This window comes from bacterium, from assembly GCA_035281585.1.
Classification (GTDB): Bacteria; UBA10199; UBA10199; order DSSB01; family DSSB01; genus DATEDP01.
The window spans coordinates 23,159-42,547 of the sequence record DATEDP010000061.1; the positions used below are offsets into that span (position 1 = coordinate 23,159).

Below are 19,389 nucleotides of genomic sequence, written 5' to 3' on the forward strand. Positions count from 1 at the left end.
ATTTTATGCCGCCGCTAACTCGGTCGCCCGGCGCCTAGCCCAGGCATCGGCCTCGACGATCTGCTCCAAGGAACGCGGGGTCACGGCCGAGTGGCCTTGCAAAGTTTCCTCGACCAAGGCCGCGATGTTGGTGAAGCCGATCTTGCGGTCGAGGAAGCGCTGAACCGCGATCTCGTTGGCGGCGTTGAGCACCGCCGGCATGGTTCCGCCGGCCCGCATCGCCTGCTTGGCCAGTTTGAGGCACCGGAACTTGTCCTCGTCGGGCTCGAAGAAGGTCAAGCCGGCGAGCTTGGTCAGATCGAGCGAGGGCAAATCGTTGGGGTAACGGTCGGGATAGCTCAAGGCGTAGGAAATCGGCACCCGCATGTCGGGCAGCCCGAGCTGGGCCATGACCGAGCTGTCTTGGAACTCGACCATCGAATGGATGATGCTCTGGGGATGGACGCAGACGTCGAGCTGATCGGGGCCGATGCTGAAGAGCCAGCGGGCTTCGATCAGCTCCAAGCCCTTGTTCATCAAGGTCGCCGAATCGATGGTGATCTTGGCGCCCATCGACCAATTGGGGTGCTTCAAGGCCTGCTCGACCGTGACCGAGGCGAACTCTTCCTTGGGCTTGTGGAGGAAGGGCCCGCCGCTGGCGGTGAGGATGAGGCGCCGCACCCGTTTGGAGTCCTCGCCGTTGAGGCATTGGAAGATCGCGGAATGCTCGCTGTCGACCGGGAAAATCTTGATGCCGCGGCGGGCGGCGGCGGCGTTCATGAACTCGCCGGCGACCACCATCGTCTCCTTGTTGGCCAAGGCGATGTCCTTGCCGGCCTCGATCGCGGCCAGGGTCGGCTGCAAGCCGGCGGCGCCGACGATGGCCGACACCACGACTTGCGACTCGGGATGGGCCGCGACTTGAATGGCCCCGGCCTCGCCCCAGAGAACCTCGGTGCCCGAGCCAAGCTCGGCCCGCAGAGCCGCGGCGTCGGCCTCGGAGCCGACCGAAACCAAAGCCGGGCCGAATTCCCGGATCTGCTCCCGAACCTTTTCGAGGTTGCGGCCGCAAGCCATCGCGACCACTTTCAATCTTTCGGGATTGCGGCGGACGACGTCGAGGGTCGAGGTCCCGATCGAGCCGGTGGAGCCGAGCAGTGAGATTTTTTTCATCATCGGGTCATCCCCTCAAGTAGGAGGCATAGTAATAGACAAAGGGCGCGGTAAAAAGCAACGCGTCGATTCGGTCGAGGAGGCCGCCGTGGCCCGGGATCAGGTTGCCGCTGTCCTTCACTCCAACCGAGCGCTTGAGCATCGATTCCGACAGGTCGCCCAGCGGACCGATGAAGCCGACCGCCAAACCGACCCAAACGCAATCTCCGACGCTCAGATCGCCCGGAATCAAGAGGCGGGTGATCAGGGCGGCGACGACGCTCAAGCCGGTGCCTCCGATCAGACCCTCGATCGTCTTGCCCGGCGAGACGTGGGGCGCCAGCTTGTGCTTCCCGATGGTCCGGCCGACCAAATACGCCCCGGTATCGGCGCCGAAGGTGCTGGCCAAAACCAAGAGCAGCCAGGAAGCCCCCGAGGGAAGGTCGCGAATCAGGCCCAGGAAGGAAAGCATGAGTCCGGCATAGAGGATCGAGAAGAAGGTCGCGGTGACCTGGCTCAAGACCACTTCGTTGACGTGGCGCCGGAAGAGATAAAAGACGAGGGTCGCGACCAGGACGACCGGCGTGCCGATGGTGAAGGCCGGCAGATGGGGCTGGCCGAGCATCAGGAAGGCCAAATAGAGCGTCCCGGCGATCACCGGAAAGGCCATTGAAGTGGTCGGATGAGGCGGCAAAATCATCCGGGCGCATTCGTGGATGGCCAAGGCGCCGATCCCCGCGATCACCAGCTTGAGCGGCAAGGGCGGCAAGAAAAAGATCAGCAGGATGACGACGGCCGCCAAAACCAGGCCGGTGATCACACGGGTAGCCATTTTGCTCCTAAACCCCCCTTTGAAAAAGGGGGGTTGGGGGGATTTAAAGCGATGGCGACAAGCCAATCGGTTGCCTCGCCAAGTCCGTCAAATCCCCCCTTTTCCCCCCTTTTTCAAAGGGGGGATTCTTATGATATCGCCCGAATCTGCTCGGTCGTCCGGCCGAAGCGCCGCTCCCGGCGCTGGTACTCGGAGATCGCCTTTTGCAGCTCCGAGCGGTTGAAGTCCGGCCAAAGGGTGTCGGTGAAATAAAGCTCGGTGTAAGCCATCTGCCAAAGCAGGAAATTGCTGATCCGGTGCTCGCCGCTGGTGCGGATGAGCAAGTCGGGATCGGGCAGTCCCTCGGTGTAAAGCTGGCGGGCCAGGTCCTCCTCGCCGATGACCTTGGAGGCATTGCCCTCGGCCAGGGCTTGGCGGATCAGCTGGTTGACCACCTCGGTCAACTCGCTTCGCGAGCTATAGCTCAGCGCCAGGATCAAGGTCATGGCCTCGCAGCCCTTGGTCTTCTCGATCGTCTTGGTCAGCTCCCGGAGCACCGGCTCGGGCAGGCGCTCGATCTGGCCGACCACCCGGAGGCGGACGCCGTTCTTGAGCAGCTTGGAGCGCTTCTCCTGGAGGAAGTACTTGAGCAATTCCATCAGGCCCAGGACTTCATCGGAGGGCCGGTTCCAATTCTCTTGGCTGAAGGCGTAAAGGGTGAGGTACTGGATGCCGGTCTCCCGGCAGGTCTCGACGATCTCTTCGACCACCTGGCTGCCGCGACGGTGGCCTTCGATCCGCGGCAAATGCCGCTGCCGGGCCCAGCGCCCGTTGCCATCCATGATGATGGCGATGTGCCGCGGCAATTTTTTACTTTCGGGAACGGCCATGCCGGTTCAGACTTCCATCACTTCTTTTTCTTTGTGTTCGAGCGATTCATCGACCTTCTTCACGTAGGAGTCGGTCAGCTTCTGGACCTCGGCTTCCAATTTCTTGGCCTCGTCCTCGGCGATCTTTTTGTCCTTCTCCATCGCCTTGATCTCGTCGATGGCTTCGCGGCGGACGTGACGGACGGCGACCTTGGACTCCTCGCCGAACTTGCGGGTGAGCTTGACCATCTCCTTGCGCCGCTCCTCGTTGAGGGCCGGAATCGGAATCCGGATCAGCTTGCCGTCGTTGGCCGGGGTGAGACCCAAGTCCGACTTGATGATCGCCTTTTCGATCAGCGGAATGACGCTGGCGTCCCACGGGCTCACCGTGATCATGCGCGGCTCGGGCACGCCCAGGGTCGCGACTTGGTTGAGCGGGGTCGGCGTTCCGTAGTAGTCGATGCGGATGTCGTCGAGCATCGAAGCCGAGGCCCGGCCGGTGCGAACCTTGCCGAGCTCGCCCCGCAGCGAGGCGAGGCATTTTTCCATCTTGTCCTTGGACTTGTTCAACACGGGATGGGACATTGAAGAATCTCCTCTGGTTGATCAATTCACGGTGGTGCCGATATCCTCGCCGCAGATCACCTTGCGGATATTGCCCTTCTTGAAGAGGTCGAAGACCACGATCGGCATCTTATGGTCCATGCACAGCGAGATCGCGGTCGAATCCATGACCTTGAGATTGCGGTTCAAGACATCGAGGTAGGTCAAGGAGTGGAAGCGCTTGGCCTGGGAGTTGAGCTTGGGGTCGCTGTCGTAGACCCCGTCGACCTTGGTTCCCTTGAGGATGACATCGGCCCCGATCTCGACCGAGCGCAGCGCGGCGGCGGTATCGGTGGTGAAGAAAGGATTGCCGGTGCCGGCGGCGAAGATCACCACCCGCCCCTTCTCGAGGTGGCGGACGGCCCGGCGCCGGATATAGGGTTCGACGAGCTGGTGAATTTCGATGGCCGACAGCACCCGGGTGTAAACGCCGGCCTTTTCCAGGAAGTTTTGGAGAGCCATGGCGTTCATCACCGTCGCCAGCATGCCCATGTAGTCGCCGGTGGCCCGGTCGATGCCTTCCTTCTCGCCGCCCATGCCGCGGAAGATATTGCCGCCGCCGATGACGATGGCGATCTCGATGCCCAGGGAAGTCAATTCGCGGAGCTCTTCGGCGATGTTGCCGACCACTTCGGCGTTGATGCCGTAGCCCTCGCGTCCCATCAGGGATTCGCCGCTGAGCTTGAGGAGGATCCGCTTATACTTGGCGACGCTTGCCATTGCCTTCTCCGTCATTTTCCGAGCTGCTTGGCCACCTCGGCCGCGAAATCTTCTTCCTTCTTGGCCATGCCCTCTCCGACCTGAAAGCGCAGGAACTCCACGACCTGACCCGAAGGGTCGGTCTCTTGCAGGTGCTTGAGGACCGACTTCTTGCCGGTCGGATCCTTCACGAAGATCTGCTCGAGGAGGCATACCTCCGAGGCGAACTTGCCGAGCTTGCCCTCGACGATCTTCTCGAGCATCTCCTTGGGCTTGCCGCTGTCTTGGAGCTGGGCCAGGTAGATTTCCTTTTCCTTGGCCCGAACGTCGGCCGGGATCTGCTCGCGGTGCAGGAAGCGCGGCGAAGCCGCGGCGACGTGCATCGCCAGGTCCTTCAAAAGATCGTCGTTCAGCTTGGCGGTGTCGCCTTTGGCTTTGACCAGGGCGCCGATCTTGCTGCCCATGTGGAGATAGGAGCCGAACTTCTCGCCGGCCTTGGCGTCCAGGACTTGGAAGCGCCGAATCGAGAGGTTCTCGCCGATCTTGGCGACCAATTCCTTGGTGAGGGTTTCGTAGTCGGCTTTGGCGCCTTCCGGCACCTGCTTGAGCAAGGCCGCCAAATCGGCCGGCTTGTGCTTCGCGACATGCTGGGCGACGCCGTCGACGAAGTTTTGGAAGTCAGGGGTCTTGGCGACGAAGTCGGTCTCGGAATTGACCTCGACCATCGCGGCGACGCTGCTCTCGACGTGGATGCCGATCAGGCCCTCGCTGGCCAAACGCCCGGCCTTCTTGCCGGCCGAGGCCATGCCAGCCTTGCGCAACACTTCGACGGCCTTCTCCATATCGCCGCCGGCCTCGCTCAAGGCTTTCTTGCAATCCATCATGCCGGCGCCGGTCTTCTCGCGCAGGTCTTGGACCATTTTTGCGGTAATCTCTGCCATGGAAAACTCCTAATATTGGGGCGATTGCCCTGTGCACGAGGGCAGGCGCAAGGCCTGCCCCTCTATTATTCTTCCGTTTTGGCCGGGGTTTCGGGCTCGGGCTCGGGCTGGACCTTGGCGCTATAGCTTCCGCTCTCGGCCTCGGCCTCCTCGGCTTGTTCGTCGCGGCGGCCGACGTAGGCCGAGGCTTTCTCGCCCCGGGCTTCGCGGACCTGCGGCTTTTCGTCCTCGTCGCGATCGCGGTCGCCGGCGCGGCGGGCCTGGGCTTCGCGGAGCTTGAGGCCTTCGAGGGCCTTGTCGGCCACGGCTTGGACGAAGAGCTTGATCGAGCGCAAGGCATCGTCGTTGCCCGGCACCAAGTGCTCGATCGGATCGGGATCGCAGTTGGTGTCACCCAGGGCCACGATCGGGATGCCCAGAACGTTGGCCTCGTGGAGCGCGATGTGCTCGAGGTTGGGGTCGATGACCACCATGACGCCGGGAAGTCGGGTCATGTCTTGGATCCCGCCGAGCGAGCGCTGGTAGCGCTCGATCTCGCGATCGATCATCAGGATCTCTTTTTTGGAGAGGACGGCGAAGGTCCCGTCTTCCTTTTTCTTCTGCAAATCCTTGAGCCGCTCGATCGAGGACTTGATCGTGCGGAAGTTGGTCAAGGTGCCGCCGAGCCAGCGGTTGTTGACGTAGTACATCCCGCAGCGCTTGGCTTCTTCCTCGATCACGTCCTGGGCCTGTTTCTTGGTGCCGACGAAGAGCAGGTCGCTGCCGTTGCCGACGGCCTCGGCGATGAAGGCCAGGGCTTCGCGGAACAGCTTGACGGTCTTGGAGAGGTCGATGATGTGAACGCCGTTGCGGACCCCGTAGATATAAGGCTTCATCTTGGGGTTCCAACGGCGGGTGAGGTGGCCGAAGTGCATCCCTGCTTCGAGCAGGTCTTGCATCGAGAGATTTTCCATTTTCTTTCCTTTCGGGTTATTTCCTCCACGCCGACCTTGGAAGCGATCTTGGATCGCCTCGCCTGCCCTTCCTTCATCCCCCTTGCGGGGGACACCCGAGGCCTGGGCTTTGACGGTCGCCGTGTGCGGGATAATTTTCTTTAAACCCCGGAAACCAATCCGGCGTCTGCTTTTAGGGGCCCTCTTCCCTCGGCCGCGTGAGGCCTTGGAATTAAAGGGTTTTTCCCCCTAACACGGGCATGCTATGATGACAACAGGAGTTTTATGAGCGGCCCTTTCGGACTTAAGTTGTCGATACTTCTGGCTTTTCTTCTTTGCACGACCCTCCCGGCCCAAGCCCAGGATCAGGTCGATGATTTCGCATTCTATAAGAAATACGGGCACACCAGCAAAGTCTGGGATGAGTCGGTCCAGCAGGGCTTCGCGGCTTACGACCAGCAAAATTGCGACCAGGCTCTCACCCACCTCAAGCAGGCGGTCGCCGGCCAGTGCCAGGACGCCCTGGTCTATTTCAAGCTCGCGGTCTGCTCCGAAGTCGCCGGCTCGCCCTACACCGCCCTCCAGTATTACCAATTGGCCGAAGAGAAGCTGAATCAGATGCAGGTCCTGCATCGCTATCAGAAAGACATTTACGAAGCCTATGGACGAGCCCTCTTCCAGGGGAAAAAATTCGACGAGGCTTTCAATTATTTGACCAAGGCCGCCGCCGTTGGGACGCCGAGCTTCGGGCTGTACTATATGGTGGGATTTCTCCACGCCAAGAAGAACGACCCTAAAGCCGCGCTGGAATTTTTCGAAAAGTCCTTGGCACAGGACACGAGCAAAGCGCCACCCCAGCTCTTGGGCATGATTTACCGCGAGGTGGCCAAATCTTATCTCCAGAACAAAGTCTACGACCGGGCTGAAGAGCTAGTGAACAAGGCCTTGGCTCTCAACGCCTCCGATGGCGAAGCTCAGCAAATGAAGAATCAATTGGCGACCTTGCGCCAGCAGCAGTCGATGGTCCAGATGATTCAGAACATCGAAGTGAATCGAAGCGGCGAAAAGACCGGGGTGGGTCCGGTTTCAAAGCCACCGCCGCCGGCCGCGGCTCAATTGCCTCCGCTGGAAGGCGCCAAGGACCCCACGCCGCCGCTCGGTGGAACCTCTTCGGCTCCGCCGCCGGCACCACCGCCCGCGGGCGGTGGAACCACCGGCAGCCCCGGCACTCTCCAACCGTTGCCGCCCTTGCCTAAGTAGGGGCACCCCTTGCGGGTGCCCAATCCACCCAAGGCCTCTTGCCACGCGGGCGGGGGCAAGCCCCACCCCTAGCGCCCGTCACGGCGTCCGGCCCGAAGGCCCGCTGAGACTGACCGAAGTGCTGCCATCGTCGGCCGAGCCGCCGCCCCCACTCATCAGCAAAACCCCGGCGGTGCCGCCGGCCACCGCCACTCCGACCGCCCCCCAAAGCCAGGGGCTCTTATACCAGGCTCGTTTCTTCTTCTTGCCGATCACGATGACGTCGCTGTCGGCATATTTCTTGGGATCCTTGGCCAAATCGAGCCGCGAGGCTTCGGCGAGCTGCTTGGCGATGACTTGGGAGGCCGGCCGGGTGTCCTTCGGCAGGTCGAGGACCTCGACCGACTGGAGCTTATGCGAGGCCCGGTAAGGGGTGTCGATCATCCGAGCCGAGATTTTGTGGTTCCACCCCACTTCCTCCAGGCTAACCAGCACGACCTTGTCGACGCCGGCCTGCTTGCCTAGGGCCGAGCCCAGGCGCACCTGCTCGTTGACGTCCTTGAGATCGCCGACCGCTAAGCCCGATTGGCTCGAAGAAGTCCCGCCCAGCTTCTCCAAATCGATTTTTTGCCGGAGACCTTGGGCCGGCACCTGCAGCTTCATCGCCACCGGCTTGTAGCCCGGCGCCTTGACTAAGAGAAAATGTTCGCCCTCGGCGAAACGCTCGAGCTTGGCCGGCGTCACGCCCTTGGCATCGCCGTTCAAAATGACTTCGGCCTTGTCGGGCGAGGAAAGGACCTCCAAGGCCGCCGGCTTGGATTTCCGCAAAAACTCCTCGCGGGCCTTTTGGAAAGCCGCCACCGATTTGGGCGGATAATCGCGCTCGGTGATCACCCGATCGGGGTCGAGCCGCGCCGCCTCCCGAAACGCCTCGTGGGCCTTGCGCAGGTCGTTCTTCCCGGCCTCGACGTTGCCGAGCATGAGATAAGCGTCGACCAAAGCAAAGCCTTCGGTCAGGGAGCCGCTGGACGAGCGATATCCGTCGATGGTGTTTTCGAGGAGGTTCACGGCTTCCTTGAATTGGAAGTTGCGATAGAACTCCTTGGCCTGATCCAAGTAGCGATTGAGATTTCCCGACCCGCTCCCCTCGGCCGCCAAATTAGGAGCATTCCGAAGCAGGCCGGCGGTGGTCGAGGAATCGACGACGCTCAAGCCCGCTTGGCGGCCGAGCTCGTCGCGCAGCGTGGCGCTCACCTTTTCGACGGCCTCGGCCTGGGAGCCCGGCCCCAACAAGGGCACGACTAGAATTTTCTTGGAAGCCGAAGGCAAGGGCGCGGTGGCCGATGCGGCGAAGGATGACAACGGAAACGAAATACCCGAAATTTGGGAAATAAGAAAAGCCGCGAGTAGGCGACGAGACAAAGCTTGGGCAAGCATGGAACCTCCTGGCTTCAACCCCGACATCAGGCTTACCCGGATGTGCTTCCGCCGCGAGCCGGAAAAAACACGTGGCCTTGCTGTAATTCAGGCCTTCCGGCCGGTCAATGCAAAAACCGGTGGCGGCCGCCCAAAAATGCCGTTAGGGAAGCTTCATGCCCCGCCCTCGGATCAAGCAGATCGCGGTCATCGGAGATCCGGTCTCCCACTCCCTTTCGCCCGCCATGCAAAACGCGGCGATCGCCCGCCTCGAGCTGCCCTATCGTTACCGGGCGATCCGGGTGAGGCCGGGCGAGCTTCCGGCCTTCCTCAAGGGCAAGGCGACTCGGCTCGAGGGTTTCAACGTCACGGTGCCCCACAAGGAAGCCATCGTCCCGCTGCTCGATCGCTTGGCCTATGAGGCCGAGCTGATCGGCGCCGTCAACACGGTGCTGCGCCGCGAGGGCAAATGGCTCGGCTTCAACACCGACGGCGCCGGCTACCTGATGAGCCTCCAAGCCGACGCCAAATTCAGCGTTCGAGGCAAGCGGGTGGTCCTGCTCGGAGCCGGCGGCGCCGCCCGAGGCATTGCCGTCGCCCTGGTGCTGGCCAAGGCCCGCCATGTGGTCGTCGCCAACCGGACCTTGGCCCGGGCCGAAGGCCTGGTCCAAGACCTCGGTTTCCGCCTCGGCAAGGCCAGCCTTTCGGCTTCGCCGCTCGAGGGCAAAGGCTTCGAAAGGGAGCTGGGGCGTGCGGATCTTCTCGTCAACACCACCCGGGTCGGATTGGGCGGCAGCTCCTTCGAAAGCTTCCCCTGGAAGAAACTGAAGAAAGGCGCCCTGGTCAGTGACATCGTCTACATTCCCCGCCATACTCCATTCCTGAAGGCCGCCAAGAAAATGAAGCATCCGATCCACACCGGCGAAGGCATGCTGGTTTTCCAAGGCGCCTTGGCCCTCGAAATTTGGACCGGCGCCAAGCCCGATCCCAAATTAATGCGGCGCGCCATCCTAAAAAATTTGCGTTAACGAAATTTCGGGCTTGGCCCTCGGCCTTCCCGCCTTTACCATTGTTCGAGCACAAGCACTCCTGGGGGCATCCAAGGTATAGGGGGAATCTTTATGCGCCGACGCGTTTGGGCGACCGCTACCTTAGCGGTTTTTTTCGTCTGGGCACACCACTCACCGGCACACAGCGCCACAATCCAAGTCATTTTCTCCGGCGACAACGCCATCGACGGCGCCGACGGGACCTGCTCCCTCGCCGAAGCCATCATTTCGGCGAACGAGGACGACAACACCGCCGAGCCGACTTGCACCGCCGGCAGCGGAGCCGACTTGATCGAGCTGATCGACGGCACCACCGGCGTGGACTCCGCTTGCTCGAGCTGCGGCGAGGGCTTGGCCTTTCCCACCATCAGCACCGAAATCACGATCCGCGGCAGCAATGCCTTCGGAAAGTCGACGATCCAACGGGCCTTCGACGGCGAGGAAGTGCACTTTTTCTTCGTCAACGCCGACGGCGACTTGACCGTCGAAAACTTGCATTTCCAAGGGGGGAAACGGACCGATGAAAGAGGCGGAGCCATTATGGCCTTCGGCCCCCTCACGGTCCGCGACAGCCTCTTCACCGAAAATCAAGGCGCCTTCCTCGGCGGCGGCGCCTTGAGTGGGCTCGAAGAGACTGTGGTCGAGAACTGTGTCTTCGAAGGCAACTCGGCGATCGATGTGCCGGCGGCCGACGGCGGCGCCATCCTGGCCCAGGGCCCCTTGACGGTCCGCAACAGCCAGTTCATCAATAACCGCTCCTTTGATGGCGAAAGCACCCAAGGCCATGGCGGCGCCATCGCCAACCAGCAATTCGATCCGATCGAAATCGAATCGTCCTACTTCACCGGTAACCATGCCACTAACGGCGGCGCCATCGCGGTCATCGGACCGGCTACCCTCACCGTCAGCGACTCGAACTTTAACCGCAACATCGCCGGCGAGCTCGGCGGAGCCATTTATAACGAGTCCGAAGAGGACAACCGGGTCACCCGCTCTTTTTTCGACGACAACGAAGCGGTCAACGGCGGCGCCATTCATAACGCCGACTCGGCGATATTGACCGCCAACACCAGCGTCTTCACCGGCAACCTCGCCACCCAAAACGGCGGCGGCGTCCATAACCTCGGGACTTTCACCTCCGAAAGCAGCCATTACATCGACAACTCCGCCGCCCTCCAAGGCGGCGCCCTCCTGCATCAGGGCTTGGCGCTGAGCCTCGTCGGCGGGCAAATCCGCGGCAACCAAGCGGTCGAGGGGGCCGGTCTCTTCAACGACGGCGAATCGGTCAGCCTGGAAAATTCCTCGATTTTCGAGAACAGCGGCATTCGTGGCGGCGGCATTTACGCCTTGAGCGATCTCGATTTGAACAACGCGGCGGTTTACTCCAATTTGGCGCTGGGCGAAGGCGCCGGAATCTACGTCAACGACTCCACCGTCGGGGCGACCAGCGTCACCTTCGCCGACAACCTGGCCGAGGACGGCGGCGCGGCCTTCGTCGAAGGCGGAACCCTGTCTTTGCTCAACGTGACCGTCTCGCTCAACTCGGCCAATGAGCTCGCCGGCGGCATCTTGAACGACGGCGGCACCGTCGAGCTCGAAAACACCATCCTCGCCGGCAATCTGGCGCCGGAAGGGCCGAATTGCGGCGGCGACAGCCTCACTTCCAACGGCTTCACTTTGCTGGGCGACGCCAGCGGCTGCACTCTGAGCGCCGGAACCGGCGACTTGGCGGGCGATCCCGGGCTCGGCTCCTTCAATTCGCTGAGCGCTCCGGGCAAGGCCCATATTCCGCTGGTGGCCGGCAGCCAAGCTCTGGACGCGATCGAGGGCGACCTTTGCCCCGAAACCGACCAGCTGGGCCAAAGCCGCAAGGGAAATTGCGATATCGGCGCCGTCGAGGGACCGGCGGCCGCGACGCCTTCGCCTTCGCCGACTCCCGCCGCCTGCGGCAACGGGATCTTTGAGATCGGCGAGCAGTGCGACGACGGCAATACCGCCAGTCAAGACGGCTGCTCGGCCACCTGCCGGACCGAGAGCGGCTTTCAATGCGCCGGCGAGCCGACCGTCTGCACTCCGATCCTGCCACCGCCGCCGGCGGCCGCCGATTCGGACGGCGACGGCCTGCCCGATTCAGTCGAGGAGGAGATCGGCACCGATCCCCATTCCGCCGACACCGACGGCGATGGACTCAGCGACTTCATCGAGACGGTCGGCGGCACCGCCTTCGAGGACGACGACTTGGACGGCCTGATCAATGCGGTCGACAACGACAGCGACAATGACGGCATCCCCGACAATGAAGAAGTCGAGGGCGACGGCGGCTGCTCTCTGAACCGAGGCGGCGCTTCGGCCGGGTCGGCTTCGGGCTTCACCGCGCTGATGGCGATGCTGGGCTTACTTCTTGGGGTTCGTCAAAGGCGGAGCTAAAGTCGCGGCTTCGGCCGGCCCGCTCGAGGGCAGGCTGCGCCGGGCCCTGACCTTCGGGGTGACCGGCTGAGACAAATCGCGCTCGGACAAGCGAAGGATCCGGGCGATGTCAGGCCGGCGCAGGAAGCTTTCGCGCTGCCCCGGCTCCAGCCCTTGGGAGATTCGGTCAAGGACGGCTTTGGCTTTGCGAAGAAAAGTCTCGGCCGACTTGCTTTCCTTCAAGCGGCGGGCTGCCAGGCTCAAGTGGAACCAGAAAGTCAGCCAATCCTCGACCCGGCCGATCTCGGCCGAATCCTGCGAGAGCAGGTCCAGGTCCTTGGGATCCCATTTCCCCAAAAAAGTTCCGAGCGAAAGCCGGCGAAGCTTGACCGAATGATCCAGCGCCGGAAAATCTTTCAACTCTTCCCATGAGGAGAGCTGATCGAGCAGGGCTTGGGCCTCCTTCAAAAGATAATGTTCCATCAGCGGCGCGCTGATCGAAAGCAGGACCTCCAGCTTGCCGGCGAGGTCGCCTTGGATTTCAAATCCTCGGGCCGCTTCCTCAAAGATCCGAAAAGCCGGGGCCAAGCGCCCCTGAATGACCTCGAGCTTGCCCGAAAGAAGCTGCTGGTACGGCGCCAGGGAAGCGAACTCCTCGCGGGCCGACATGTCCCCGACTTCCTGCAACGCGGCATCGGCCTCCCGCATCATGCCCATGCCGATGTAGACCTGGGCCAAGTGCAGGAGGATCACGTTGCGCTCGAGGCCGGAGCCGAAATCGGGGATCCGAGCCCGAACCTTTTGCAGCTCGTTCAAGGCCTCGGCGTAGCGGCCCTGTTCGACCAGGGCGGCAGCCAAGCTTTGGACCGCACGAAGCCAAGCCGCCGGGTTGGTCTCGCCGTTCAAGCGAGCCAGAGCCTCGCGGTAAGGTTGCTCGGCGGCGGCGAAGCGGCCGAGATGGCATTCGAGGTTGGCGAGCTGGAGATAAGTCGAAGCTTCCTGTCCCGGCTCGGCGGCGAAATCCAAGGCCCGGCGGTAGTAGCGGGCGGCGCCGGCAAAGTTCCCCGCGGCGGCCGAAATTTCGCCGGCCCGCATGTTCCAGCGGAAGGCCTCGGCGCGCAATCCGGCCGGACCGGCATGCTCGGCGAGAAGGCCGGCGAAAGAATCGGAGTCGCCCTGGGCGGCGATGAAATCGTAGAGCCGCCGGTGCAAGTCACGCCGCTCCTCGGCGCCCATCGCCGCCACCTCGGCTTCGGCGGCGGCCGGATCCTTCCACTTCCAGTAGGGCGAATCTTGGCCACTGAGCTCGACCAGCCCGGCCGAAACCAGCTCATCCAGCGCCGGCCGCAGATCTTCGGCCGGGGTTTGAAGGACCTTCGCCAAAAACGGGCCGCTCATCCAACCCGGGTGGGCGGCCAAAGCTTGGCGCAGTGCATGAGGGGAAGGATTCATTTCCAAGCGAGTTTAGCCCTTTTGCCCATTCTAGCCAAGGATGGTGAGATTGGAGAATTTGGCCAGCAGTTTCTTGCGGTCGCCGCTTTGGAAGGAGACGGTGATCTTGCGATCGTCGGCGCCGCCCTCGCAGGCTTGGATGGTTCCGAGGCCGAAGACCGGGTGCTTGACCCGAGCCCCGACCTTGTAGGGATTGGAGGGGTCTTCGCGCGGAGCCGGGGCCGCCGGCCGGGAAACGAAGCCGCGGCGGCTGCGAAAATCGTCGTCGAAATCCTCGTCCTCGTTGGGATCCCAACGGTCCGACGGCGGCGGAGCGATCCGCTCGACCAGCTCGGAGGGGACGTTTTCCAAGAAACGCGAAGGCAGGTTGAATTGCTCGTTGCCGAAAACCCGGCGCCGCTCGGCATGGCAGAGGAAGAGCCGCCGCCGGGCCCGGGTCATCCCGACGTAGGTCAGGCGCCGCTCCTCGTCCATCTCCTCCGGCGTGTCAAGCGAGCGGACGTGCGGCAGAAGCCCCTCCTCCATGCCGACGAAGAAGACCACGTCGAACTCGAGGCCTTTCGCCAAATGGAGGGTCATCAAGGGCAAGGCCTGGCTCTTGTCATCGAGCCGATCGATGTCGCTGATCAGCGAAACCTGATCGAGAAATCCGGCCAGGCTCGGCTCGGGTTGGGAAGCCTCGTAATCGGCGACGACGTTGACCAATTCCTCGAGGTTCTCGATTCGGCCCTCGGCCTCTAGGGTGTCCTCGCGTCGCAGCTCTTCGAGATAGCCGGTGCGCTCGAGCAGCGATTGAACGAAGTGAGAGAGCTTTCCCTTTGTGGCCGCCGTTTGGCCATTCTCGAGCAAGACCTTCAAGTTTTGGAGAAGCTGGTGAAACTCGGCGATCTTTTTGGCGGTGGCACCGGCGACCCCGGCCTCGGCGGCTCGCGGCAAGGCCTCGAGCAGGGTGATGCCCTGCTGGGCCGCGAAGGCTTCGAGCTTCTCCAAAGTCACCTTGCCGATGCCCCGGCCCGGAACATTAATGATACGCCGGAGGTGGAGGCCGTCGGCCGGGTTGGCCAAGACCCAAAGATAGCTCAGGATGTCCTTGATCTCGGTCCGGTCGTAGAAGCGGACGCCGCCGTAAATGACGTAGGGCAAATTGCGCCGCCGAAGCTCGTCTTCGAAGACTCGGGATTGGGCATTGGTCCGGTAAAAAATCGCGAAATCGGAAAGCTTCCGGCCCTCGGCCGCCCGGAGCTTCTCGATCTGGCCGACGACGAAGGCCGCCTCGTCCTTGTCGGTCCGGCCGGTAAATTGGACGATCCTTTCGCCCTCCTCGTTCTCGGTCCAAAGGGTCTTGGCCTTGCGGGCCGCGATGTGGCGGACCACCTCGCCGGCGGCCTTGAGGATGTTCTTGGTCGAACGGTAATTCTGCTCGAGCTTGATCACCGTCGAGTTGGGAAAGTCCTTCTCGAAGTCGAGGATATTGCGGACGTCGGCCCCCCGCCAGCGGTAGATCGATTGGTCGTCGTCGCCGACCACGCAGAGATTGCGTCGCTCGCCGGCCAAGAGCTTGATGAGCCGGTACTGGGCATGGTTGGTGTCCTGGTACTCGTCGACCATTAGGTAATGCAGCCGCTGCTGGTAGGCCCGCAAGACCTCGGGATGACGTTCGAAGAGCCGGACCGGCAGGAGCAGGAGGTCGCCGAAATCGACGGCGTTGTTGTCCTTCAACTTCTTGGCGTAGAGCTTGTAAACCTTGGCCACCTGCTCGTTGAAGAAATCGTCGGAAGGATAATCGTCGGGCTCGATCAGCTCGTTCTTGGCGGCGTCGATCCGGGTCTCGACCGCCCGGGGCGCGAAAATCTTGGGGTTGAGCTGAAGCTCCTCGAGACAGTCCTTGATCAGGCTCATTTGGTCGGAATCGTCGTAGATGACGAAAGTCTCGCCGTAGTCCAGGCGCTGGGCGTGCTGGCGAAGGATTCGCACGCCGGCCGAGTGGAAGGTCGAGATCCAGGTGTCGTCGGCTCTTTGTCCGAGCAAGCCGCCCACCCGCTCCTTCATCTCGCCGGCGGCCTTGTTGGTGAAGGTCACCGCGAAAATGTTCCAGGGGCTGATCCGTTTTTCGCGGATCAAATGGGCGATCCGATGGACCAAGACCCGGGTTTTGCCGCTGCCGGCGCCGGCGAAAAGCAGGAGCGGCCCTTCGGTGCAGAGGACGGCCTCGCGCTGTTCGGGATTCAAATGGTCAAGATTCATCCGTTCCTCGACTCCTCGATCATTTCCTTAACCTCCCGGTTATAGCAGGACAGGATATCCCTTCGCGAGACCAGGCCGATCACCTTCCGGGAACGTGCCGATTCGAGCACCGGGAGGTATTCGATATTTCGATCCCCGATCTTGAGCAAGGCTTCTTCGAGAGTATCGTCGGGCAAAGCGGTGCTGACCGAAGTGGTCATCAGCTCCCCCACGACCACAACATCGGCCACCTCGGGTTCGGCAACAGCTTCCTGAAAATCTTGCAGCGAGACGATGCCTTCGAGCTCGTCCCGCTCGTTCAAGACCGGAAAGGCGTATTGCCTCGAATTGGAAAGGAGGTCCAAGACTTCGCGCAGCTTGGTCCGCGGCGTGACCCGGTGGAACTCCCGCTTCACGATGTCCTTCACCCGCATCCGTCGCAATACGTTGCGCTTCTCGCCGTAGAAGATTCCCTTCTTGAGCAGAGGCCGGGTGAAAACCGAGCCCTTCATCACCACCTGGACCAAAATCGTGGTGACGGCGCAGGCTATCATCAAGGGTAGGATGATCGTGTATTTCCCGGTCAGCTCGAAAATCAAGACCACCGAGGTTAGGGGCGCGCCGGTAACGCCCGCCATGACCGCCCCCATGCCGACCAAGGCATAGCTGCCGGCGGTGGCGGTAACGTTGGGGAAAATCCGGTGGATAATGTTGCCGAAGCCGTCGCCGAGCATGGCCCCGATGAAAAGACAGGGCGCGAAGACGCCGCCGGTGCCGCCAGCCCCGAGAGTGACCGCGGTCGTCAGCATTTTAAGGAGGCCCAGAGCAACGATCAAATACCAGACATATTGACCTTCCAGAACGTCGTTCACCGTCGTGTAATTGCTGAAGCCGTGGAGCTGAGGCAAGGCCAGCCCGATGACGGCCATGACCAGGCCGCCGATCATGGCTTTCAGATACCCCGGCAGTTTCAGCCCCTCGAACGCTTGCTCGACCCACTCCAGCGAGCGGATGAAAAGAATACAGGCGGCCCCGAGCAGCAAGGCCAGCCCGAGATAGATCGGGATTTCCCAGCCGCTGTGGAAATGGAAATTAGTCTCGCCGCTGGTCAAGGCGGTGAGGCCGGTTACCTCGCGGAGCAGTGAATTGGAAATGACGGTTGCAATCACCGAGGAGATGACGATCGGGGTGAAATGGCGGATGGCAACGTCGCCGTGGAGGATCTCGAGCGCGAAGAGCGCGCCAGCGATCGGCGCATTGAAGGTCGCGGCGATGCCGCCGGCGGCCCCGCAGCTGATCATGGTCTTGGCCAGGTCACCTTTCTTTTTGAACAATCCGCTGATGGCCGAGCCGACTGTAGCCCCGATGTGGGCGATGGGGCCCTCCCGTCCGGTCGAGCCGCCGCTGCCGATGGTGATCGCCGAGGTCAGTGAGCGGAGGAGTATGACCCGCCGGGGGAGAGGCTTGCCGGCCTGCATCGCCTCCATGACATCGGGTACCCCATGGGACGCGCCTTCCTTCTTCAGGAAGAACTTGCTGATCAGAGCGACCAGCAGCATGCCCAGAACCGGCATCAGCAGCCTGCGCCACCAGTGAGCTGCTTCGGCGACGAGCAGCGGATTCTCGCCAACCCCGAAGAAAAGGCCCTGCATCGCCGAGATCAACCAGCGATACACCACCGCCGCGAAACCCGAGAGAACGCCGATCAGCAGTCCGATCAAAATGAGCTGGGTGGCTTGGTCGTCGCGGAATCTTTTTAGCAAACCGGGCACCGACATCACTCGACCGTCACGCTCTTGGCCAGGTTCCGCGGCTGGTCGACGTCATGGCCGCGGTGGTCGGCGATGTAATAGGCCAAGAGCTGCATTGGAATCGCGCTGAGCATCGGCATGAGGTAGGGATCGAGCTTGGGCAGAAAGATCGCGTCGCCGGCCAGCTGGCCGATCTTGGTGTCGCCTTCGCTGGCGATCGCGACCACCGAGGCCTGGCGCGACAGCACCTCTTGGATGTTGGACAGCATCTTGTCGTAATACTCGTCGGCCAGCGCGATGGCCACCACCGGCGAGCCTTGGTCGATCAGGGCGATCGGCCCGTGCTTCAGTTCGCCGGCCGGGTAGCCCTCGGCGTGGAGATAGGAAATCTCCTTCAGCTTGAGCGCGCCCTCCAAGGCGATCGGATATTGGGGGCCCCGGCCGATGTAAAGGCAGTCGTCGCTGTAGGAGTGCTTCAGCGCGATCTCGCGGATCTTTTCGGCATGCTTCAAGACCTCCTCGATTTTTCCGGGAACCTCCAAAAGCCCATGCAAGCGCTGCTCGGCTTCCTCCTGCTTGAGCTTGCCTTTTTTGCGGCCGAGGAAGAGCGCGGCCAATTGGAGGACCGCGATCTGGGCGGTGAAGGTCTTGGTGGCCGCGACCCCGATCTCGGGGCCGGTGTAAGTGTAAAGGACCGCGTCGCTCTCCCGGGCCAAGGTGCTTTCGACCACGTTGCTGATCGCCAAGACCTTGGCGCCCTTGGCCTTGGCATTGCGGATCGCGACCAGGGTGTCGGCGGTTTCGCCGGATTGGGAAATGCCGATGACCAGGCTGTTCTTGTCGAGGATCGGATCGCGGTAACGGAATTCGCTGGCTTGCTCGACCATCGTCAAGACGCCGACGTCCTTCTCGAAGAAATACTTGGCGGTCAAGGCCGCATGCCAGCTGGTGCCGCAGGCGACCAGGTAGATGCTGGAGATCTTATCCAGATCGGCCTTGGTCTTGAACAGCTCGGCGACGCCGTCGCCGTAGACCGCCGATTTGGCCAGGTCGAGGTGCCCCCGGAGGGTGTCGGCCAGGGCTCGAGGCTGCTCGAAGATCTCCTTGAGCATGAAGTGCTTGTAACCGGCCTTCTCGGCCATCGCCAAAGTCCAGGTGATGATCCGCGGCTCGCGCTGGACCGGCTTGCCGTCCAGGGTTTGGATTTCGCATTGGTTCCGGGTCAAGACGGCGACCTCGCCGTCCTCGAGGAAGATGACCTTCTTGGTGTAGGGCAGCAAGGCCGGCACGTCGCTGGCCAGAAAGCTTTCGCCCTCGCCCAGGCCCAGCACCAGCGGGCTGCCGCTGCGGGCGGCGTAAAGCTTGTCCGGCTCCTGCTCGTGGAGCATGGCGATCGCGAAGGACCCCTTCAAGCGATGGAGCGCCTTCTTGAAGGCCGTCAAGGTCGGCGTCCGCGGTCCCGACTCCGCCGCCACCAAATGGGCGACGATCTCGCTGTCGGTCTCGGAGGAGAACCTGTGGCCCTTCTTGATCAGGCCTTCGCGAAGCTCGCTGTAGTTCTCGATGATGCCGTTGTGCACCAAGGTGATGTCGCCGAAGCGATGGGGATGGGCGTTGGCTTCGCTGGGCCGGCCGTGAGTGGCCCAGCGGGTGTGGCCGATGCCCAGCTTGCCGGCCGGCGATTTCTTTTGGACCAAGGAGCGCAAAACCGAAAGTTTGCCCTCGGCCCGCAGGATCTCGAAGCGACCGCCGTCGAGGACCGCGATGCCGGCCGAATCGTAGCCCCGGTATTCCAGGCGCGAGAGCCCGTCGAGCAGGATCTCCGCCGCCCCCTTTTCACCGATGTATCCGACGATTCCGCACATAG

The 19,389-nt window shown here is 62.3% G+C and carries 15 protein-coding genes; 3 read left to right on the forward strand and 12 right to left on the reverse strand.

All coding sequences use genetic code 11. The features are described 5' to 3' along the window. Positions 1 to 3: 3 nt before the first annotated feature. From VJR29_04755 to rpsB, 7 genes are all read right to left on the reverse strand, one after another. A complete protein-coding gene (locus VJR29_04755) occupies positions 4 to 1,152 on the reverse strand; it encodes a 1-deoxy-D-xylulose-5-phosphate reductoisomerase (GenBank protein HKY62711.1) in 1,149 nt (382 codons plus the stop codon). Positions 1,153 to 1,159: 7 nt separating this feature from the next. Next, positions 1,160 to 1,963 carry a phosphatidate cytidylyltransferase gene (locus VJR29_04760; GenBank protein HKY62712.1) on the reverse strand — a complete coding sequence of 268 codons (804 nt, stop codon included), beginning with the start codon at positions 1,961 to 1,963 and terminating at the stop codon, positions 1,160 to 1,162. Positions 1,964 to 2,091: 128 nt separating this feature from the next. Further along, the gene (locus VJR29_04765) at positions 2,092 to 2,832 is read right to left on the reverse strand and encodes an isoprenyl transferase (GenBank protein ID HKY62713.1); all 741 of its coding nucleotides are present in this window, start codon (positions 2,830 to 2,832) and stop codon (positions 2,092 to 2,094) included. A 6-nt stretch (positions 2,833 to 2,838) separates the two neighbouring features. Next, a complete protein-coding gene (gene frr / locus VJR29_04770) occupies positions 2,839 to 3,396 on the reverse strand; it encodes a ribosome recycling factor (GenBank protein HKY62714.1) in 558 nt (185 codons plus the stop codon). A 21-nt stretch (positions 3,397 to 3,417) separates the two neighbouring features. Next, a complete protein-coding gene (pyrH, locus tag VJR29_04775; GenBank protein ID HKY62715.1) occupies positions 3,418 to 4,134 on the reverse strand; it encodes a UMP kinase in 717 nt (238 codons plus the stop codon). A gap of 11 nt (positions 4,135 to 4,145) precedes the next feature. After that, the gene (gene tsf, locus VJR29_04780; GenBank protein HKY62716.1) at positions 4,146 to 5,054 is read right to left on the reverse strand and encodes a translation elongation factor Ts; all 909 of its coding nucleotides are present in this window, start codon (positions 5,052 to 5,054) and stop codon (positions 4,146 to 4,148) included. A 65-nt stretch (positions 5,055 to 5,119) separates the two neighbouring features. Beyond that, a complete protein-coding gene (gene rpsB, locus VJR29_04785) occupies positions 5,120 to 6,007 on the reverse strand; it encodes a 30S ribosomal protein S2 (GenBank protein ID HKY62717.1) in 888 nt (295 codons plus the stop codon). A 264-nt stretch (positions 6,008 to 6,271) separates the two neighbouring features. On the opposite strand from rpsB, the gene VJR29_04790 reads away from it, so the two are divergent. Further along, positions 6,272 to 7,246 (forward strand): tetratricopeptide repeat protein, encoded by a 975-nt coding sequence (locus VJR29_04790; GenBank protein HKY62718.1) that lies wholly within the window; start codon positions 6,272 to 6,274, stop codon positions 7,244 to 7,246. A 78-nt stretch (positions 7,247 to 7,324) separates the two neighbouring features. On the opposite strand, the gene VJR29_04795 is transcribed toward VJR29_04790, so the two are convergent. Next, on the reverse strand, positions 7,325 to 8,662 hold the full coding sequence (locus tag VJR29_04795; GenBank protein ID HKY62719.1) for a PEGA domain-containing protein: 1,338 nt from the start codon (positions 8,660 to 8,662) through the stop codon (positions 7,325 to 7,327). Between the two features lie 155 nt (positions 8,663 to 8,817). Between VJR29_04795 and aroE the strand changes: the two genes are divergently transcribed. Together aroE and VJR29_04805 are read left to right on the forward strand one after the other, a co-directional pair. Beyond that, positions 8,818 to 9,669: a shikimate dehydrogenase gene (gene aroE, locus VJR29_04800; protein ID HKY62720.1), complete on the forward strand. Its 852-nt coding sequence runs from the start codon at positions 8,818 to 8,820 to the stop codon at positions 9,667 to 9,669. Positions 9,670 to 9,762: 93 nt separating this feature from the next. Then, complete coding sequence (locus VJR29_04805; GenBank protein HKY62721.1) at positions 9,763 to 12,117, forward strand: choice-of-anchor Q domain-containing protein; 2,355 nt, start codon at positions 9,763 to 9,765, stop codon at positions 12,115 to 12,117. Here the strand turns inward: VJR29_04805 and VJR29_04810 are convergent. From VJR29_04810 to glmS, 4 genes are all read right to left on the reverse strand, one after another. Then, a complete protein-coding gene (locus tag VJR29_04810; protein HKY62722.1) occupies positions 12,085 to 13,479 on the reverse strand; it encodes a tetratricopeptide repeat protein in 1,395 nt (464 codons plus the stop codon). The genes VJR29_04805 and VJR29_04810 overlap by 33 nt on opposite strands. Before the next feature lie 99 nt (positions 13,480 to 13,578). Beyond that, entirely contained in the window at positions 13,579 to 15,792 is a 2,214-nt protein-coding gene (pcrA, locus tag VJR29_04815) for a DNA helicase PcrA (protein HKY62723.1), read from the reverse strand. After that, positions 15,789 to 17,549, reverse strand: coding sequence for a chloride channel protein (locus VJR29_04820; protein HKY62724.1), 1,761 nt, complete (start codon positions 17,547 to 17,549; stop codon positions 15,789 to 15,791). Before VJR29_04820 ends, pcrA begins: the two co-directional genes overlap by 4 nt. After that, positions 17,549 to 19,387 (reverse strand): glutamine--fructose-6-phosphate transaminase (isomerizing), encoded by a 1,839-nt coding sequence (gene glmS, locus VJR29_04825; GenBank protein HKY62725.1) that lies wholly within the window; start codon positions 19,385 to 19,387, stop codon positions 17,549 to 17,551. Before glmS ends, VJR29_04820 begins: the two co-directional genes overlap by 1 nt. Positions 19,388 to 19,389: the final 2 nt, after the last annotated feature.